Origin of the sequence: Thiocystis violacea (assembly GCF_016583575.1) — a bacterium.
Classification (GTDB): Bacteria; Pseudomonadota; Gammaproteobacteria; order Chromatiales; family Chromatiaceae; genus Thiocystis; species Thiocystis violacea.
This window is the reverse complement of sequence record NZ_NRRG01000024.1, coordinates 1-19,821: the sequence shown is the minus strand read 5'-3', so window position 1 is coordinate 19,821 and position 19,821 is coordinate 1. Positions and strand designations below refer to the sequence as shown.

The 19,821-nt window shown below is 64.0% G+C and carries 13 protein-coding genes; 10 read left to right on the top strand and 3 right to left on the bottom strand.

Translation table 11 applies throughout. The features are described from left to right. Window positions 1–221: 221 nt before the first annotated feature. Window positions 222–2,759 (top strand): autotransporter family protein, encoded by a 2,538-nt coding sequence (locus tag CKO27_RS12610; protein ID WP_200375252.1) that lies wholly within the window; start codon window positions 222–224, stop codon window positions 2,757–2,759. On the opposite strand, the gene CKO27_RS12605 is transcribed toward CKO27_RS12610, so the two are convergent. Genes CKO27_RS12605 through CKO27_RS12595 form a run of 3 tightly spaced genes read right to left on the bottom strand, consistent with a single transcriptional unit; the run spans window position 2,756 to window position 6,984 of the window. Continuing rightward, window positions 2,756–3,613, bottom strand: a complete 858-nt coding sequence (locus CKO27_RS12605; protein ID WP_200375251.1) for an alpha/beta fold hydrolase — start codon at window positions 3,611–3,613, stop codon at window positions 2,756–2,758. The genes CKO27_RS12610 and CKO27_RS12605 overlap by 4 nt on opposite strands. Beyond that, the gene (locus CKO27_RS12600) at window positions 3,610–5,079 is read right to left on the bottom strand and encodes a transglycosylase SLT domain-containing protein (RefSeq protein WP_200375250.1); all 1,470 of its coding nucleotides are present in this window, start codon (window positions 5,077–5,079) and stop codon (window positions 3,610–3,612) included. The genes CKO27_RS12605 and CKO27_RS12600 overlap by 4 nt, the downstream gene beginning before the upstream one ends. Window positions 5,080–5,136: 57 nt before the next feature. Then, window positions 5,137–6,984 carry a type VI secretion system Vgr family protein gene (locus CKO27_RS12595; RefSeq protein WP_338116015.1) on the bottom strand — a complete coding sequence of 616 codons (1,848 nt, stop codon included), beginning with the start codon at window positions 6,982–6,984 and terminating at the stop codon, window positions 5,137–5,139. A 640-nt stretch (window positions 6,985–7,624) separates the two neighbouring features. Here CKO27_RS12595 and tssA point away from each other — a divergent pair. The 9 genes from tssA (at window position 7,625) to tssH (ending at window position 18,553) form a co-directional block, all read left to right on the top strand. Next, a complete protein-coding gene (tssA, locus tag CKO27_RS12590; protein ID WP_207280791.1) occupies window positions 7,625–8,671 on the top strand; it encodes a type VI secretion system protein TssA in 1,047 nt (348 codons plus the stop codon). A 34-nt stretch (window positions 8,672–8,705) separates the two neighbouring features. Next, window positions 8,706–9,233, top strand: coding sequence for a type VI secretion system contractile sheath small subunit (tssB, locus tag CKO27_RS12585; RefSeq protein ID WP_200375248.1), 528 nt, complete (start codon window positions 8,706–8,708; stop codon window positions 9,231–9,233). Window positions 9,234–9,236: 3 nt separating this feature from the next. Further along, window positions 9,237–10,733, top strand: coding sequence for a type VI secretion system contractile sheath large subunit (gene tssC, locus CKO27_RS12580; protein WP_200375247.1), 1,497 nt, complete (start codon window positions 9,237–9,239; stop codon window positions 10,731–10,733). Window positions 10,734–10,945: 212 nt separating this feature from the next. Next, window positions 10,946–11,446 (top strand): Hcp family type VI secretion system effector, encoded by a 501-nt coding sequence (locus CKO27_RS12575; protein ID WP_200375246.1) that lies wholly within the window; start codon window positions 10,946–10,948, stop codon window positions 11,444–11,446. A 92-nt stretch (window positions 11,447–11,538) separates the two neighbouring features. After that, a complete protein-coding gene (locus CKO27_RS12570) occupies window positions 11,539–12,360 on the top strand; it encodes a type VI secretion system accessory protein TagJ (RefSeq protein ID WP_200375245.1) in 822 nt (273 codons plus the stop codon). Then, a complete protein-coding gene (gene tssE, locus CKO27_RS12565) occupies window positions 12,353–12,865 on the top strand; it encodes a type VI secretion system baseplate subunit TssE (RefSeq protein WP_338116013.1) in 513 nt (170 codons plus the stop codon). Before CKO27_RS12570 ends, tssE begins: the two co-directional genes overlap by 8 nt. A gap of 1 nt (window position 12,866) precedes the next feature. Further along, window positions 12,867–14,759, top strand: coding sequence for a type VI secretion system baseplate subunit TssF (tssF, locus tag CKO27_RS12560; RefSeq protein WP_200375243.1), 1,893 nt, complete (start codon window positions 12,867–12,869; stop codon window positions 14,757–14,759). Further along, on the top strand, window positions 14,723–15,757 hold the full coding sequence (tssG, locus tag CKO27_RS12555; RefSeq protein ID WP_200375242.1) for a type VI secretion system baseplate subunit TssG: 1,035 nt from the start codon (window positions 14,723–14,725) through the stop codon (window positions 15,755–15,757). Before tssF ends, tssG begins: the two co-directional genes overlap by 37 nt. A 102-nt stretch (window positions 15,758–15,859) precedes the next feature. Continuing rightward, window positions 15,860–18,553 (top strand): type VI secretion system ATPase TssH, encoded by a 2,694-nt coding sequence (tssH, locus tag CKO27_RS12550; protein WP_200375241.1) that lies wholly within the window; start codon window positions 15,860–15,862, stop codon window positions 18,551–18,553. The last annotated feature ends 1,268 nt before the right edge of the window (window positions 18,554–19,821 follow it).

Genomic DNA, 19,821 nt, shown 5'->3' with positions numbered 1-19,821 from the left:
GCGCCTATCCGGACATCCGCGCCAAATGGTCTAGACTAACTAGCGTGGCATCCGCACACTCGCGAACTAATGTGCAAAAGACATCATAAACCAATTATTTTTCATTAGCTTAATCAGGACATAAAGACTACGGCAAGAGGTCGCCGATCAGGTTTTGTTGTAAAAGTGTCACGAAGATCAATGGGGGCATTCAAATGATAGAGGCTGTATCCAATCGATCCATGCGGCCAGCGCGAACCCATGGCCACCGGCTCGCGATCGGCGCGCTGATCCTGGGCCTGTCCGCGCCAACACTCCAGGCCGAGCCAAGTTTCGATCCCGATTCACCCAACGTCGAGCTGACGCCCGGTTCAAGCCTGACGATCGCCATCACCCCGGAACAATCGGAACTGTTGCGCTACGCGGAATGGACCGAGAACAATGGGGCCTTATCCAGGACCAAGGAGTTGATGCGAACCGGTGATAGCATCGATTATCAGGTTCCGACCGATGCCCGGCATTGCGCGCGCCTGGCGGACGAGCTGACCGTGCACTATTCCGAGGCCGTCAGCACCTCCAACCTCGATTTTTCCAAACCGACAACAATAGATGTCACCGTTCTCGACCCGCTCGAACTGAGTCCAGCCTCGGCCTCCATCAGTGGGGCGCCCGGCAGCCTCGGGACGGTCGCCGTCCGCTTATCGGGCGGCGCGACGCCCTACCAGGCCCCGGTGAGCGCGAACAACGCCCAGGTCGGCTACTCCGACGGCGTCCTGAGCTATAGAATCCCGGCCGGTGTCACCTCCAGCTACACCGACACCATCAGCTTCAACGGCGCCAGCGATGGCGACGCCTGCGGCGGCAACTCGGCCAGTCTCTCGATCAGCGTCAACATCCTGGCCGACAGCCTGGTGGTAAGCCCGCTCGCTCAGGATCTCGGCGAGCGCCAGCGCGGCGAGACCGTCGAGGCGACCTTCAGCCTGGCTGGCGGACTGCCACCCTACGCGGCGGAGCTGGTCTCCGGCCCCAGCGGGGCGACGGTCTCGGTCGGCGCGGGCTCCGCGACCTTCCGCTATGACATCCCGAGCGACGCGACACCAGGAACAACGACGGCCACCATCAAGGTCATGGACAGCGGGGATCCATCGATCCAACAAAGCCTGACGGCGACGGTGAGCTTCAGCGTGGCCGCGCCCGCCGGCCCCGCTCTGTCGGCCAGTCCGGCCGACATCACGCTTGAAGCGACCTCGCAGGTCGACCTGTCCAACGAGATCACCGAAAGCTTCGCGGTCAGCGGCGGCCTTCCGCCCTATGCCCTGAGCGTGGCCGGCGTCTCGGGCGGCGTGGTCGGACGTGTCGAGCCGGCGCGGCTGAGCAGCGCCGGCACGGCCCAGTATCGGGTCGATATCCCGGCGAGCACCCAATCCGACCTGAGGTTCGTCAACCAGATCCTGATCACGGACGCGGCCGGAACCTCGGTCGCCATCCGGGTCCAGGCCAACGTGACCGCCTCCAACGCCCTCTCGACCCTGCCGGGCCTGACGCCCAACCAACGCAGCGTCGCCCGCGCGGTGGAAAGCGTCTGTCCCCGTCTGGCATCGATGCCTCGACGCACGGCCGACCAGGAAGACCTGCTGACCCAGTGCACCAACATGCTGAACAATCCGCGCGCGGCCGGCATCCCCGAGACCCTGGAGCAGATCACCAACGAGAAGGCCAACGCCGCGCGCGGCGCCGGGATCGAGACCGGCACCCAGCAACTGGCCAACATCGGCTCGCGCCTGGCGGCACTGAGGGCGGGCGCCAGGGGCATCGACTTCGGATCGCTCGCCGTCAATGTCGATGGCGAGACCTTCTCGGGTAGCCAGTTGGCCGCCCTGGCCGCCAGCGGCGGTGGCGCGAGCGCCGACGAGACATTCGGGAAATGGGGCTTCTTCCTGACCGGCACCCTGAATTTCGGCGAGCGTGAAAAGACGAATAACGAGACCGGATTCGAGTACGACTCGACCGCCATCACCGGCGGCGCGGATTACCGTTTCAGCGAGAACTTCATCGCGGGCGGCGCCTTTGGCTACGCGACCCACGACCTCGACTTCGACTCCGAGGATGGCGGACTCGACACCGAGACCTGGCATCTGGCGGCCTATGCGACCAGCTATCTGACCGAGCGACTCTATCTCGACGCCATCCTCGAGTACGGCTGGAACGACTATGGCTCCAAGCGCAACATCGACTATCGGATCAGCTCGACGCTCGACGCCGTCGGACGGCAGGCCGAGGCCGACTTCAACGGTTCGCAGTTCGGCGCCAGCCTGGGCGCGGGCTATGACATCAACGAAGGCCCCGTCGCCTATGGCGTCTACGGCAAGGTCGGCTATCTGAACGTCGATGTCGACAGCTACCGGGAGCGCAACGCGGGCGGCCTCAATCTGGAGATGGACGGCTTCGACGCCACCTCGGTAACGACCACCCTGGGCACGCGGATCTCGCGGGTCTTCAATACCGAAAGGGCCGTACTTATTCCGCAGGCCAAAATCGAATGGGAGCACGAGTACGACAACGACGCCTCGACCATCAATGCCCGCTTCGCGGCCGATCCGAGCGGAACCCGCTTCACCATCGATACGGACGAGCCCGATCGGGATTACTTCCGACTCGGACTGGGGCTCTCGGCGGTGTTCCCGCATGGCCTCTCGTCCTTCCTCAACTACAGCACCCTGATCGACAAGCGGGATTGGACGGACCACATGGTCGACGTGGGCCTTCGGTGGGAATTCTAGCGGGAGACGCGCCCAGGGCCTGACCCTGGGGGCAAGCGCTGGCCGAGCAGGCTCGGCCAGCGCTCGATCCAGCAGCAGCGGTGATCGAATCCCTGAAACACCTCGACGGTCGCGTGGGGGTTGCGGGCCAGGAAGCGCGCGATCGAGCCGGGAGGCACCTGCCCATCCCTCGCCCCCACCAGATGAAGCTGCCGGATGCCCGGGTCGAGCGGCGCCTGATCGGCCGGATTGAGCGAGCCGCTCAGGCGACTGTAGCCCTGATGATCGGTCCAGGCATCGATGTCCAGATTGGCGGCGATGGTCACCACCTCCGTCACCCCCCGCAGACGCGGCGCGAGCAGAACGGCGAGCGCGCCGCCCCCGCTATAGCCGATCAGCGTGACGCGCCGATCATCGCCCGGCGGCAGGATCCCATCAATGGCCCGCGCCAGGCTCTCGACGACCTCATCCCCATAACGACCATGGGTCCAGAGCCATGGCGAACAGCCCGCGTCCCCGGCGAGTCCGTGATAACAGGGGCGGCCGACATGGATGGCCGGATTAGGATCCGCGGCCATGAGCCGCAAGGCGAGCGGATTACGCGGCGTAGGGTCGGAGGCGATGCGGTGACGGCTGATCCAGGGAAGGCCATCGCCTTCCAGATAGACATGGATCCGGGCGGCCGACTCCAGCCTTCCCTGGACGAGGACACGATGCCGGAACCCCGCGCCGGGGACCAGTCGGGACTCCATCCCATGCGCCGCCGCGAGCGCGACGCTTGGGTCGCCCTGGCCGGATGGCGTCGCGCATCCAGCGATCCCCGCCAGCATGGCGACGAGCCAGACCAGGCGCCGCCACCCGAACCAGGCGCTCATCCCGACGCCAGGGGATTGGCGAAATCGAATCCAAAGAGCGCGGGATTCTCGCAAATGACGGTCGCCGCGACGATGTAGAAGACGTAGTCGTAGGTCTCTTTGGGAATTTTGTGGTCACGCAGCAATCGCCAGAAATTGCGCTCGCGCGGGTTCTCGGGCATCTGGCGCAGACGCTTGATGATGTTGCCCTCGCCCCAGTTGTAGGAGGCCATCACCAGCAGACCCGACGCTTGGGCGTCGGTACGGTAGATGTCCCGCAGATATCTCGCCGCCGCCTGGGTGGCCCTGGCGACGTCGTGGCGTTCATCCTCGGGATCGTAGTCGCCGCTGTGCTGAAGCGGTCCCGGCTGCAACCCATAGCGCTTGGCGGTCGCGGGAATGAACTGCCACATGCCCTTGGCGCGACCGTAGCGCGTCGGCGGCCCGACCGCCCTTGGCTGGAAATTGGTCTCCTGCAGGGCGACATACATGAATTGCGGCGGCAACCCCTGTTCGCTCAGGGCGCGCGCGATCATGGGGGCATAGCGATTCTCGTTGAGTCGGCGAATGGCGCGAACCAGCCTGGGCGAGGACTGCCATTTGCGGATGTACACCTTCACCTCCCCGGCGAAATCCTTCGGAACGTCCAGCTCCGTCTCGCCGAAGAGCCGGGCGACATGCAGGATCAGCTTGTCCTCCGTATTCAGCGGAATCGGCCGCGCGGCCTGGACCTGCTCGACGAAGGTCTCGTAGCGCTCGCGCATGGCCAGGAGGCGCCGTTTGGATTCGGCCACCTGCGCCTTCAGCCCGGCCGAGGCATCGGCCGCGATCCCGGCCTCCAGATTGGCGATCTGAAGCTCCAGTTCCTTCATGTCGTAGAAGATGTCGTTGGCCAGCCGCGTGGTCTCGACCAATTGCTGGTGCTGGAAAAGCGCAAAGCCGCCAACGGCCGCCAGCAGAACGAGGACGACGCCGATCAGGCCCAGATAGAGCCGGCGCTGGCGGCGTTTCTCGTCATGGAGAAAGCGACGGATGAAGCGGGTGTGCTCGCCCATGGCGCCCGGCCGATCATCCGCGAAATAGTGGCGGAAAAGCGGCTCGGCCGAGGTGGACGCGGGCGCCTCGGGGACGCGCTCTGGAAGCGTTACCCGGATCCGCGGTCCATCCGAGCCCAGTTGCAGGGTCGTCACACCCTCCAGCGGCAGGCGGTCGATCGGCCGACCGTTGATCAGTGTTCCGTTGCGGCTCCCCAGGTCGCGCACCCACCAGCGACCGGCCTCGGGGTAGATGGCGAAATGCCGCCGGCTGACCAGCTCGTGATGGAGGCGCAGACCGCAGTCCTCGCCCCGACCGACGAGCATCGCCTCGCTGACAGAAACCTGACGCGCAAGGCCCTGGGGGTCGAGATATTCGAGTCGAGGCCGGTCGAGCGGGTCGAACCTGGCGCGGCCACGCGGGAGGATGATCGTCTCATCGTTGCGCGACATCGGCCCGGCCGTCCAGCCGTTACTCGATGCCGATGGGAGGCTCGCGGCGTCGCATCCCTAGCAATTGATCTTGACCATGCCGCCCTTGACCGTCGCCAACGCGCTTGCGCTGATCTCGATCGTCGGCGAGGAAATGGTGATGGAGGCCGGTGTCATCTCGATCGAGCTGCCCCCGCAGACGATCTTCACCGAGGTGGTTCCCGTGATCGCCACATCCATGGCCGAGACGCTGTAGGTTCCGGCCGGTGCCTCGATGGTGATGTCCCCGAGCGACACCCGCAGGGTATCGCTCCCCTGCTCCAGGGTCTCGGAGCGGTCGCCCGCCTTGATCCTCAGCGTCTCGTCGTTCTGGATCAGGGTCGTGCGGCTGTCTCCGATGTCGCGGCTTTCGTTGACCTCGACAAGGGTATTCAGATCGCGCTCGGCATGGACATAGACCTCTTCCTGCCCCTTCTTGTCCTCGAAACGGATCTCGTTGAAATTCTCTGGCCCACCATCCCTGGTGCTGCGGCTCTTGACCCCGCTCTGGGTCTGATTGGCCGGCAGGGCGTAGGGGGGCATCAAGTCTCCGTTGTAGACCCGACCCGTGATGATCGGCTGATCGGGATCGCCCTCAAGGAAATCGACGATGACCTCCTGGCCGATCCGGGGCAGATGCATCGCGCCCCATTGCTGTCCGGCCCAGAGCTGGGAGACGCGGATCCAGCAGGAGCTGTTGTCGTCCATTTCGCCATAGCGATCCCAATGGAACTGCACCTTCACCCGACCGTATTCGTCGGTCCAGATCTCCTCGCCGGCTGGGCCGACCACGATCGCCGTCTGCGGACCCCGGACGATGGGCCGGGGCGTCACCCGCGCCGGCCGGAAAGGCTCACGGGCGTCCATCGCGCTGAAGCCGCATTGATAGAAGGCGCTCCCTCCCAGGGACTCCGTCGTCTGGAATTCGTCCGAGCGCATCCGGTGCGACACGGAGATCAGGAGATACTCGCGATTCTGATCGGCGCGCGGACAGTCGGTGAGCGTGAAGAGATGTCCGGCGGCGAGACCGCGTGCCGAGCTGTCTCCCCTGACGATCTCGTGGTCCGCCTGCAACTCTTCCATGCGAATGCTGGCGTAACGTTCGCCTTCGCCCATCGCCTCGTACTCACCTGGGTAGTCGAAAATCTCATATGCCGCGTGCGCGTGCGGGCGCGTCAGGACGGCGGATGAGCGCAGCTCGGCCTCGGGCTTCCTGAAGTCGAAGGCGTCATGCGCGAAGGCCCCGGAGCGGATCACCGATGACCGCGACCAGTTGAAGATAAAATCCTGATGGCGCGCCCCAGTCGGATCGGCGGCGTGGTAGGGAATCTCGGCATATCCGGGGACCGCCCGATGGGAGCCATAATCATCGGCCATGACGAGGTTGTGCCGACCGTCCTCGTGGGTGAAATACCAGTAGATTCCCTCGTGCTCCATGAGACGGGTGACGAAATTGAAGTGTGTCTCGCGGTACTGGACGCAATACTCCCAGACCCGGTAAGCGCCGCTCAGACGGGTCTCGAAATCACTGAAACCCGCGTCGCGAAAGACCTGCGCGACGATATCCGGCACGCTCATTCCCTGAAAGATGCGGCAATCCGAGACGCGGGTCAGCAGCCAGAGCCAGGGCACCAGGGTCGCCCGATACACCGCCAGCCGCCCCTCGAAGCCGACGTGCGAGAAACGGCTCACATAGCCGTTGAAGAACCGCTGATTCTGATCATGGATCTCAAGCCGAACCGTCGCCGGCTGACCGAGCAGGCTCGCCGCCGGGATCCGGTCGTCCTCGCTCAGGAGATCGAGTTCGATCTCGAAAAGCATGCTCAGCCGCTCATTGACCGTCGCCTCCCGAAGCAAGAGCACATCCTTGCCGAGCGGGGTAGTCACCCCAATCAGTCTGGCGTCTTGAGTGTATCGCGCTCCAGATGACATGGTGCGTGGTCCTTGGCCAGTGCGTCGCGCGCCGTCGCAGAAGGGACGTCGTCGACTGGGTTGATGATCCTATTTACCAAAAAAACCGCGGAGACGCACAACAAACAGAGAAGACAATCCGGAATCAAGTGCATCGCATGTTGCTCTCGGTACAGCGGAAGTCCGCGTTGGCCTCGAACGCTTGAAGCGAATTGAACCCCTGCCGGCTCCACATCTCCGCGGCCAGCCCTAAAAGATGCCGCGATCGCCAACTCCCAAGCGAGTCATATTGGCTAATGCAAAATAGCGGCCATCTTCCCGAAGCCTTCATTGGCCAAAGATCCGTCCATCACCGGCGCCTGCCAGACAACCCGGTGGACGGGTCATTCTGGTCCGGTCGGGTCAGTTCGGACCGATCTCCGGATGAAGACGTGGCTGACCAATGGATCGGGAATCGACCCCATTGACATCGGACCCAAGATAGACGACCTTCACGATAGGATATAAAAAGACAGCCGGCATCCCCGGCGAAACCGGCCCGAGACCTGATCGAACCGGCTATCGCCACACCTCGGGATCCGCCCGCGACAGCCCAACCGACGATGGATTCAGAGCGATGGCTGTGATCGACATTCAAGACTTGCTTCGCGAGGTCTCGCCCGACGCCCCCTGTGGGGACGATCTGGAATACGACCCGGATTTCGGCGCGCTCGAACGCGCCGCCCAGGGGAAACCCGAGCAGCAGTTCGGCAGCACCATCGTCCCGGCCGAGGATCCGGAATGGCCGGAGGTCCAGCGCCTGGCGATCGGATTGCTCGGACGAACCAAGGATCTGCGGATCGCCGCCCTCCTGACGCGGGCTCTCGTTCGCACCCAGGGATGGAGCGGCGTCCGTGATGGCCTCGCCCTGATCGAGGGCCTGCTCGGGCGCTACTGGCAAGAGCTCCACCCCCGTCTGGATCCGGACGAGGACATGGATCCCACCCTGCGCATCAATGCCATCTTCTCACTCAGCGACCCGAGCACCATGCTCGACGCCCTGCGTAACGCCCCCCTGGTCAGCTCCCGCGCGCTTGGCATCTTCAGTCTGCGCGACCTGCAAATCGCCGCCAATGAGCTGCCCGTGCCGCCGGAGAGCCCGATACCCGACGCGAACCTGATCGAGGCCGCGTTCCAGGAGGTCGCCCTGGAAGACCTGCGGGCCACCGCCGAGGCCATCGATCAGTCCCTCAAGCTCATCACCGCGATCGATACCTTGCTCATGGAGCGCCTCGGGGCCACCCAGGCACCCGATCTCGGCCGGCTGATCGAGCTCGTCAGGACGGCCCGCAAAGCGATCGGCCCTCCGCTCGTGAAACGGACCGGGATCCCCCTGGAATCCGAGGATGCACTCGGGGACCAAGCCACGGCGGCGACCCAGGACTTCGCGTCCGCTGTCTCCCCAGGCGACTTGAGCGCCATCAACAACCGCGACGACGTCGTTCGCGCACTCGATCTCCTGTGCGACTACTACCGACGTCAGGAACCATCCAGCCCCATTCCGTTGTTACTCCAGCGCGCCAAGCGGCTCGTGCCCAAGGACTTTCTGGAGATTCTCGAGGATCTGGCCCCGGATGGCCTGCCCCAGGCTCAGCGGCTTCGCGGATCCGAGCCGAACCAATAAGCCCACTCAGACTCAGCCATCCAGGAGGTTTCCCGTGGCGGAAAGCAGCCAGAAGTTCATCGCCAGGAATCGTGCGCCAAGGGTTCAGATCGAATACGACGTCGAACTCTATGGCGCCGAGAAGAAGATCCAGCTCCCCTTCGTGATGGGCGTCATGTCGGATCTGTCCGGCAAGCCAGCCGACCCCTTGCCCGCGGTCGCCGACCGCAAGTTCCTTGAAATCGATGTCGACAACTTCGACGATCGCCTCAAGGCCATGAAGCCCCGCGTCGCCTTCCAGGTACCCAACACCCTGACCGGCGAGGGAAACCTGAACGTCGACATCACCTTCGAGAGCATGGACGACTTCTCTCCCGCCGCGATCGCGCGCAAGGTCGGCGCGCTCGCCAAGCTGCTTGAGGCGCGCGAGCAACTCTCCAATCTGATGAGCTACATGGACGGCAAGTCCGGCGCCGAGGAACTGATCGCCAAGGCCCTGCAGGATCCCGCCCTGCTCCAGGCACTCGCCTCGGCGCCCAAGCCACAAGGCGAGACCACCGCCGACGCAGGAACGGAGGGCTAGGACATGGCTGAAACAGAAACCCAGGCGCAACCCCAGGCGACCGAGGCCAGTCTCGAGGCCGGCGACTTCAGCTCGCTGCTCGAAAAGGAATTCCGCCCCAAGTCCGATCGCGCCAAGGAGGCGGTCACCGAGGCGGTCAAGACGCTCGCCGAACAGGCGCTGGCCAGCTCGGTCGTCGTTTCGGCGGACGTCGTTCGCACCATCGAGTCCATCATCGCCGAGATCGACAAGAAGCTCAGCGAGCAGGTCAACCTCATCCTGCACCAGGCCGAATTCCAGCAGCTCGAAGGGGCCTGGCGCGGGCTGCACTATCTGGTCAACAACACCGAAACCGATGAGATGCTCAAGATCCGGGTCATGAACATCTCGAAGAAGGAGGTTCACAAGACCCTCAAGAAATTCAAGGGCACGGCCTGGGACCAAAGCCCGCTGTTCAAGAAGATGTACGAGGAGGAATACGGCCAGTTCGGCGGCGAGCCATTCGGCTGCCTGGTGGGCGACTACCACTTCGACCATAGCCCACCCGATGTGGAATTCCTGGGCGAGATCGCCAAGGTCTGCGCCGCCATGCACTCGCCTTTCATCGCGGGCGTGGATCCGTCCGTCATGCAGATGGATTCCTGGCGCGAGCTGGCCAATCCACGCGACCTGACCAAGATCTTTCAGACCCCGGAATACGCCGCCTGGCGCTCGCTGCGCGAATCCGATGACGCGCGCTATCTGGGTCTGGCCATGCCCCGCTTTCTCGCCCGTCTGCCCTATGGCGCCAAGACCAATCCAGTCGACGAGTTCGATTTCGAGGAAGACACCGAGGGCGCGGACCACAACAAATACGCCTGGGCCAATTCGGCCTATGCCATGGCGACCAATATCAACCGATCCTTCAAGCTCTATGGCTGGTGCTCGCGCATCCGGGGCGTGGAATCCGGTGGGGCCGTCGAGGGTCTGCCGACCCACACCTTCCCGACCGACGACGGCGGTGTCGACATGAAGTGCCCGACCGAGATCGCCATCAGCGACCGGCGCGAGGCCGAGCTCGCCAAGAGCGGATTCATGCCGCTCATCCATAAGAAGAACTCGGACTTCGCCGCCTTCATCGGCGCGCAATCGCTGCAAAAACCCTTCGAGTACGACGATCCCGACGCGACCGCGAACGCCAACCTGGCGGCGCGGCTACCTTATCTGTTCGCTACCTGTCGTTTCGCGCATTACCTCAAATGCATCGTGCGCGACAAGATCGGCTCCTTCAAGGAGCGGGAGGACATGGAGCGCTGGCTGAACAAGTGGATTCGTCAGTATGTCGATGGTGACCCTGCCCGCTCCTCCGAGGAAAGCAAGGCCCGCAAGCCACTGGCGGCCGCCGAGGTTCGGGTGCAGGAGGTCGAGGGGAATCCCGGCTATTACACCTCGCAGTTTTTCCTGCGCCCGCATTACCAACTGGAGGGATTGACCGTGTCGCTTCGGCTTGTCTCCAAACTGCCGACGGAGAAAGGATTGTAGGCGGTTCAGAATGGTCCACCGGCCTAGGATGGACCAGTTCAAGGTCACCAACCGAGCACGAGGATCCAAAAAGAACACCTACCAAACAGCAGGTTAAGCAGTTCGATCCAATTGGCACAATGGGTGCGTTATCAAGATCAGATCATGCTTCGCATGGTCCGAATCGAAACCACCGCACCCCCTGATCATGGCGAGTTATTGAGGAGAACGACATGGCTTTTGACATGCTGCTTGACATCGACGGAATCCCTGGCGAAAGCAAGATCGCCGGGTTCGAAGAGAAAATCGACGTCCTGGCCTGGAGCTGGGGCGAGAGCAACGCCGGCACCTTCCACACCGGCGGCGGTGGCGGCGCCGGAAAGGTGAACGTACAGGATCTGTCGTGCACCAAATATGTCGATATCGCCAGCCCAGTGCTCTTGTTGAACTGCGCGACCGGCGAACACATCGACAAGGCTGTCCTGACCGTCCGAAAGGCCGGTGGCAAGGCCGGCGAGGACGCCCTGCAATATCTGGTCATCACCATGGAAAAGCTGATGGTGACTTCGGTCAGCACCGGCGGCAGCGGCGGCGAGGATCGGCTCACCGAGAACGTTACCTTCAACTTCGCCAAGTGCGAGGTCAAATACACCCAGCAGGACGACAAGGGTGCGGAGCAGGCCGCCAAGACCTTCAAGTGGGATATCGAGGCGAACAAGGGCGACGTCAGCTAACCCGCCGACATCGATCGCCCTCGGCCCCATCGGGTTCACGGGCGATCTCCTTCTCGGGGAATCAGGCCAAGCCATAGCGGAGAGTCGCCCAGATGCATGCCGAACAATACCTGCGGGATGGCGATCTCCAGGAGGCGCTCACCCAACTTCAGAGCCGGATTCGCCAGGATCCGGCCAATCCCGGACTGCGGGTATTCCTCTTCCAACTCCTGGCGGTGACCGGTCAATGGGAGCGGGCCCTGAACCAGCTCGGCGTGGCCGGGGAAATGGACGCCTCGACCCTGCCCATGGTCCAGACCTATCGCGAGGCGCTGCGTTGCGAGGTGCTGCGCGCGAAGGTGTTCTCCGGCAACCGTTCGCCGCTGGTGTTCGGCGATCCCGAACAATGGCTGGCCCTGATGCTTCAGGCCCTGTCCATGACGGCGGCCGGCGAACACGGCCAGGCGGCGGAACTGCGCGGCCGTGCCCTGGACGCGGCGCCCGCGACCGGCGGGCGCGTCGATGATCATCCCTTCGAGTGGCTGATGGACACGGATCCTCGGCTGGGGCCGATTCTGGAGGCCATCGTCAACGGGCACTATTACTGGATTCCCTTCCACCGCATCCAGACCATTCAGGTGGAGAAACCCGAGGATCTGCGTGACCTGGTGTGGATGCCTGCCCATTTCACCTGGGCCAATGGCGGCGAAACCGTGGGCCTGATCCCGACCCGCTATCCGGGCTCCGAATCGCACCAGGATCCGCTGATTCGACTGGCCCGCAAGACGCAATGGCTGGAACCCGCGCCCGGCCTCCATCTTGGCCTGGGGCAGCGCATGCTGACCACGGACAGCGACGACTACGCGCTCATGGATGTGCGCCGGATCGACCTGGACCCAGCCGAGACCGGCGAGGCGGATCCGCCCCGTGGCTGAGCTGACCCAGAAGGAGCGGCTGCAACCAGCCCTGCTCGACCGCCTCACCGACGATGAACCGGACAAGTCCGTGGAGTCGCGCGAGAAACGTGTCATCTCCATTCGCCAGTTGCGCGAGAGCGTGCTGCGCGACCTGGCCTGGCTGTTCAACGCCGGTCGTCTCGACAGTCTCCAGAACCTGGATGACTATCCCCAGGTCGCCCACTCGGTGCTGAACTACGGTATCCCGGATCTCACCGGAATCACCTCCTCGGGCGTCGACATCGGCGTCATCGAACGCGCGGTGCGCCAGGCGATCTGGGACTTCGAACCGCGCCTCCTGCGCCAGACGGTGCGGGTACAGGCGCGCCTGGACCCCGAGCGCATGAGTCACAACTCGCTCACCTTCGATATCGAGGGCGAACTCTGGGCGCAGCCGGTGCCGCTGCGGATCTATCTCAAGACCGAGCTGGATCTCGACCTGGGCGAGGCGCGGATCACCGAGCAGTCCGGACGCGGGGCCTGACATGGACCCGGACTTTCTGCGCTATTACAACCGCGAACTCCAGTTCATCCGCGAGATGGGCGCCGAGTTCGCCCGCGACTTTCCCAAGATCGCCGGACGTCTCGGGATGGACGGCATCGAGTGCGCCGACCCCTACGTCGAGCGCCTGCTGGAGGGCTTCGCCTTTCTCGCCGCGCGCGTCCAGCTCAAGCTGGACGCCGAGTTCCCCCACTTCACCCAGCATCTGCTGGAGACGGTCTATCCGCATTACCTGACCCCCGTGCCCTCGATGACCGTCGTCCAGTTTCAGCCCGATCCGACCAAGGGTGATCTCAGCGCGGGCTTCAAAATCCCTCGGGGAAGCAGTCTGCGCAGCGTCCTCGGCAAGGGCGAGCGCACCTCCTGCGAGTACCGCACCTCCGCGGACGTCACGCTCTGGCCGATCGAGCTGATCGAGGCCAAGCCGCTCTCCACGACATCCGCCCTGGCGGTCGGGGTAAAGGGTCTCAAGGGGGTCAAGGGCGGGGTGCGCTTCCGGCTGCGCGTCCCCGCCGGCCTGACCTTCGCGCAACTGCCGCTGGAGCGTCTGCGGATCTTTCTGCGCGGCGGCGACGGGTTGCGCATGCGGTTGTACGAGCAGTTGCTCGGACACGCGCTCGCGCTCGTGGTACGACCAGCGGACCAGCCGACACCCTGGCAGACCCGGCTCGATCCATCCCACATCCGGCGCGTCGGCTTCGACGACCAGGAGGCGCTGCTGCCTCATGGTCCACGCTCCTTCCAGGGCTACCGGCTGCTTCAGGAGTATTTCGCCTTTCCCGAGCGCTTCCTGTTCATCGAATTCAGCGGTCTCGCGGAGTCGGTCAGGCGCTGCGCCGGCAGCGAGCTTGAACTCATCGTCCTGCTCGACCGGGGCGACATCATCGAGGAAGACGCCTTCGATGCCTCCTACTTCGCGCTCCACTGCGTCCCGGCCATCAATCTCTTTCCCAAGCGCGCCGACCGCATCCATCTGACCGAGCAGCGCGAGGAACATCACCTGGTCCCGGACCGGACCCGGCCGATGGACTTCGAGGTCCACAGCGTCCAGGAGGTGGTCGGCATCGGCGCCCAGGGGAACGCGGAGCAGGAATTCCTGCCCTTCTACAGTTCGCACGACCTGGCCGGCGGGCGTTCGCACCGGGCCTATTACAGGATCCATCGCGACCCGCGCCTGCCCTCGACGCGACAACAATTGCGCGGACCACGTTCCAGCTATATCGGCGGCGAGGTCTTCCTCGCCCTGGTGGATGCCGACGAGGCGCCCTATCGTCACAGCCTGCGCCAACTGGCGGTCGGCACGCTCTGCACCAATCGCGACCTGCCGCTACAGCTTCCACTCGGCAAGGGCCGCACGGATTTCACCCTGGAGATCGGCGCCCCGGTGCTGTCGGTGCGCTGTGTCGCCGGACCGACCCGACCCCGCCCCTCCTTTCCCAAGGGCGACGGCGCCTGGCGGCTTATCAGTCATCTGTCGCTCAACTATCTGTCGCTCTGCGACCAGGACGCCGAGCAGGGCGCCACGGCGCTGCGCGAACTGCTCGCGCTCTACGGCGACTTGAGCGATGCCGCCACCCGCCGCCAGGTGGACGGCGTGCGATCGGTGCGCACGACGCCCATCACCCGCCCACTCCCACGCGCCCCCAACGAGGCCGATCGGGGCCGGGTCACCTTCGCCCGTGGCCTGGAGGTGCGACTGACCCTCGACCCGGCCGCCTTCGAGGGCAGTGGCGTCTTTCTGCTCGGGGCGGTACTGGAACAGTTTTTCGCCAAATACGTGTCGATCAATTCCTTTACCGAAACGATCGTGACGACCCCTGACGATGGAGAGGTGATGCGGTGGCCGGCGAGAATCGGACAACGTCACACCAGTTGACGCTCCTGCGGGCGCTGGAGGAGGCCCCGCACGGCTTCGGCTTCTTCCAGGCGCTACGCCAGCTTGAATGCGCCTACCGCGACCAGCCCCGAATCGGTCAGACCTCGCGTCCGACCGAGGAGCCGGTGCGACTCGCCCAGGATCCCTCGCTCAGCTTCGCCCCCTCGACGCTGGCCAGCGTCACCTCGGACCAGCCCGGCCGTCCGCCCCGGATGTCGGTCTATTTTCTCGGACTCTTCGGCCCCAATGGACCCCTGCCGCTGCATCTGAGCGAATACGCGCGCGAGCGCGAGCGCCATGCCGGCGACGAGACCCTGACCCGCTTCGCGGACATCTTCCATCACCGCCTGCTGACGCTCTTCTACCGCGCCTGGGCCAACGCACGCCCAACGGTCAGTTTCGACCGCCCCGAATCGGATCGCTTCGGCGTCTATCTCGGCGCGCTCCTCGGCCTGGGGATGCCCTCGCTGCTCGGGCGCGATGCCATGCCGGATCTCGCGAAGCTCCACTATGCCGGCCGTCTGGTCGCCCAGACCAAGCATCCGGAGGGTCTGGCCGCGATCATCCAGGACTTCTTCGGGCTGCCGGCAGACATCGAGGAATTCATCGGCCACTGGCTCAAGCTGCCGCGCGACTCCCAATGGAGCCTGGGCGCCTCGCCCGCGACCGGGCGTCTGGGCCTCACCACCATCGTCGGACCGCGCATCTGGGACCGCCAATGCAAATTCCGCCTCCGGCTCGGCCCGCTCGGACTCCTGGACTATCGACGCCTGCTGCCGGGCGGGGAAAGCCTGGCCCGGCTGGTGGCCATCGTCCGCAACTATGTGGGCGACGAGTTCGACTGGGATCTCAACCTCGTCCTGCGCAAGGAGGAGACGCCGCCGATCCAGCTCGGGACACAGGGCCAGCTCGGCTGGACCACCTGGCTGACCAGCCAGACGCCAGCGCAAGACCCAGCGGACCTCAAGCTTCAGCCATTGCGATTTACCGCCGCGTAGGATGGGTAGAGCGAAGCGAAACCCATCTTCAGCCCTTGCGATTAACCGCCACGTAGGATGGGTAGAGCGCAGCGAAACCCATCACCATAGGGAGAACCCAGCATGCCAGACATCAGTCGCGTCGCCCTTTTCGGCAAACTCAACCGGCTCGGTTACAAGGCCATCGAAAGCGCCACCGTCTTCTGCAAGCTACGCGGCAATCCCTACGTCGAGCTGGTGCACTGGATCCACCAGATCCTGCAAGTCCCGGACTCCGACCTGCACCGCATCATCAAGCAATTCAACCTGGAACCCTCGCGGCTCGCGCGTGACATCACCGAATCGCTCGACCGCCTTCCAGCCGGCTCCACCTCGATCTCCGACCTCTCGGCCCATGTCGAGGAGGCGGTCGAACGCGGCTGGGTCTATGGCTCGCTGATGTTCAAGGAATCCAAGGTCCGCACCGGTCACCTGATCGTCGGCATCCTCAAAACGCCGGGGCTGCGCAACGCCCTGCCCGCCATCTCCAAGGAATTCGACAAGGTCAAGATCGAAACCCTGATCGACCGCTTCGGCGAAATCGTCGGCGGCTCGCCCGAGGAATCCATGGGCCCCCAGGACGGCACCCAGATCGGCGGCGGCGCCGCGCCCGGCGAGGCCAGCGACGCCATCGCCCCGGCGTCCATGGGCAAACAGGAAGCCCTCAAACGTTTCACCGTCGACCTCACCGAACTGGCGCGCACCGGCAAGCTCGACCCCATCGTCGGGCGCGACGCCGAGATCCGCCAGATCGTCGACATCCTCATGCGCCGGCGCCAGAACAACCCCATCCTCACCGGCGAGGCCGGCGTCGGCAAAACCGCCGTGGTCGAGGGCTTTGCCTTCAAGATCGCCACCGGCGACGTACCACCCCCGCTCAAGGACGTGACGCTGCGCACCCTGGATGTCGGCCTGCTCCAGGCCGGCGCCAGCATGAAGGGCGAATTCGAGCAGCGTCTGCGCTCGGTCATCGAAGAGGTCCAGGCGTCCCAGAAACCCATCATCCTCTTCATCGACGAGGCCCACACCCTGGTCGGCGCGGGCGGTGCGGCCGGCACCGGCGACGCCGCCAACCTGCTCAAACCGGCGCTCGCGCGCGGCACCCTGCGCACCGTCGCCGCCACCACCTGGGCCGAGTACAAGAAACACATCGAAAAAGACCCGGCGCTGACCCGCCGCTTCCAGGTCGTCCAGGTCGAGGAGCCGAGCGAGGAGAAGGCCATCCTCATGATGCGCGGCGTCGCCTGCACCATGGAACAGCATCACAAGGTCCAGGTGCTCGACGAGGCGCTGGAGGCCTCGGTCAAGCTCTCGCACCGCTACATCCCGGCACGCCAGCTCCCCGACAAATCAGTCAGCTTGCTCGACACCGCCTGTGCCCGTGTCGCCATCAGCCAGCACGCCGTCCCGCCCGAGGTCGACGACTGCCGCAAGCGCATCGCCGCGCTGGAGAACGAGCTGGCCATCATCCGGCGCGAAACCGTGGTCGGGATCGAGACCGCCGAGCGCGAGGCGGCGGCGAACGAAAAGCTGGCCCAGGAGCAGGCCCAGTTGACCGAGGTCGAGGGGCGCTGGGAACAGGAAAAGGCGCTGGTGGAGAAAATCCTCGCCCTGCGCGCGCAACTGCGCGGAGCGGGCGGCACGGTCGAGGCGACGCCGGACGCGCCGGCCTCACTGACCGACGCCGACCGTGTCGCGCGGCTCACCGAACTCAAGGATCTGCAAAGCCAGCTCCATGCCATGCAGGGCGAGCGTCCGCTGATCCTGCCGACCGTCGACCACCAGGCGGTCGCCGCCGTGGTCGAAAGCTGGACCGGCATCCCGGTCGGGCGCATGGTCAAGAACGAGGTCGAATCCATCCTCAAGCTCGCCGACACGCTCGAACAGCGCATCATCGGCCAGCGTCACGCGCTCGACATGATCGCCCGGCGCATCCAGACCTCGCGCGCCAAACTCGACAATCCTAATAAGCCGATTGGCGTCTTTATGCTCGCCGGCACCTCCGGCGTCGGTAAGACCGAAACCGCGCTCGCGCTCGCCGAGGTGCTCTATGGCGGCGAGCAAAACGTCATCACCATCAACATGAGCGAATACCAGGAGGCGCATACCGTCTCCACGCTGAAAGGCGCGCCTCCCGGCTATGTCGGCTATGGCGAGGGCGGCGTACTCACCGAGGCGGTGCGGCGGCGGCCCTATTCGGTGGTGCTATTGGACGAGGTCGAGAAGGCGCACCCGGATGTGCATGAAATCTTCTTCCAGGTCTTCGACAAGGGCTGGATGGAGGATGGCGAGGGGCGGGTGATCGACTTCAAGAACACACTCATCCTGCTCACCACCAATGCCGGGACCGAATTGATCACCCGGCTGTGCGCGGATCCGGATCTGATGCCCGATCCGGAGGGGATCGCCAAGGCGCTGCGCGAGCCATTATTAAAGGTCTTTCCCCCAGCGCTGCTGGGGCGGTTGGTGACGATTCCTTATTATCCGCTCAATGATGAGATGATCGGTGCGATCGCGCGGTTGCAGTTGGGGCGGATTGCCAGACGGGTGCGAGAGAATCACAAAGTCCCATTTACTTATGACGACGCGGTCATCAAGCTTATCGCCTCACGCTGCACCGAGCTGGAGAGCGGCGGTCGCATGATCGACGCCATCCTGACCAACACCGTCCTTCCCAGGATCAGCGAGGAACTCCTGACGCGCATGATGGAGGGCAAGCCGATCGCACGAGTGGAAATCGGCGTCGAGGCGGGGGAGTTTCGGTACGGATTCGAGTAGCCGTAGTGCCCTGATTCGCAGGATGGCTACCCGAGAGGTTTTTCGGAAGCCCGGTTAGGCAGGCGTTGCCGGCGGCGATCCGCCATAGCCCATCCTGCTGATTGGGGCACTACCACCGTCATCCCCCACAGGGGCATAGTCCCGAGCCACAATCGGGTGATCCCACTCCAAAGGACGCGCCGAGGCCCGCCACGCATTCCAGTCCACAGCGTCGAGCCAGCTCACCCCGACAAGGTCGGACAAAATCCGTATAGCATCCACGCTCTGGCGGAACTGCCAATCCTTGAGCCCCGTCCGCTTCCCCAGGTCGGACAGATACCGCTCCACATCCGCCGGGGTCTGCACACCAAGCCTACGATCTGGAAAGGCCGCGATGTACTCCTCCGCGCGCCTCACCATCCAGCGGTCGAAAGGCGGCTTCACGTCTGATTCATTGACTCTTTGTACGTATCGATGCCAAAACGAACGGACCTTATCCTCAAAGGTTGACGGGTTGTTTCCCATGGCTTAGTCTCGGATCGTGCATACACGATGGAGGCGATCCAAGGCGCTTCAGAAACGGAGAGTCGCCGCGCGTGCACACGAATCTTAGACAGGATAGACCGAATCTGTCTAGCACAGAACATAAGGAATCGGTCTAGTACCATATCTATGGTTTCTGTCTAATCAACTGTTAGGCACCCGAATTAACTATGCCCACTTCCTTTGCCGTAAAGCACAACGCCAGCACGCGCAAAGCCCTCGTTTGGCGGCTTGCGACCTACAGCGTCACTCCGTGGTCCTTCTCTTCAAAGGAGCGAGAAACCGAGAGTGCCTCTCGCAGCGGGACGATCTATGTCATTGAAGTCAGGCGTACAAGCCAAAGTGGCACAACGTACTGGCTCGGCTACTGGTTTCGGTCGACTGGCAGGCTTCGGAATCCTGCCGGTGGGAAGTGGGACAACGAATTTGAGTACAAGAACGTATCCACTCCGCCCGGACCTGTGGTCGGACAGTACTTTCCCCAGCCGGTTCTGATTCAAGACCCGGAATTCAATGCTTGGTACCTAGGCACTCGAGGAATGGTCGAGCTCTCTTCGAAGCACGCTGCGCTACTTGAACGAATGTTTGTAGAGCCATCAAATGGCGCAAGAGCGTGCGCCATTACGGTAGGACGGCCAGTTACCTGACCGCCCCCGTACAGATCCCGGCGTGCGGAATTCCCGCACCGGGCTCCTCAGTGTGACTCGCTTCGCACATCAAGCGACCGTTTTGCTTTTGCTCAGAAG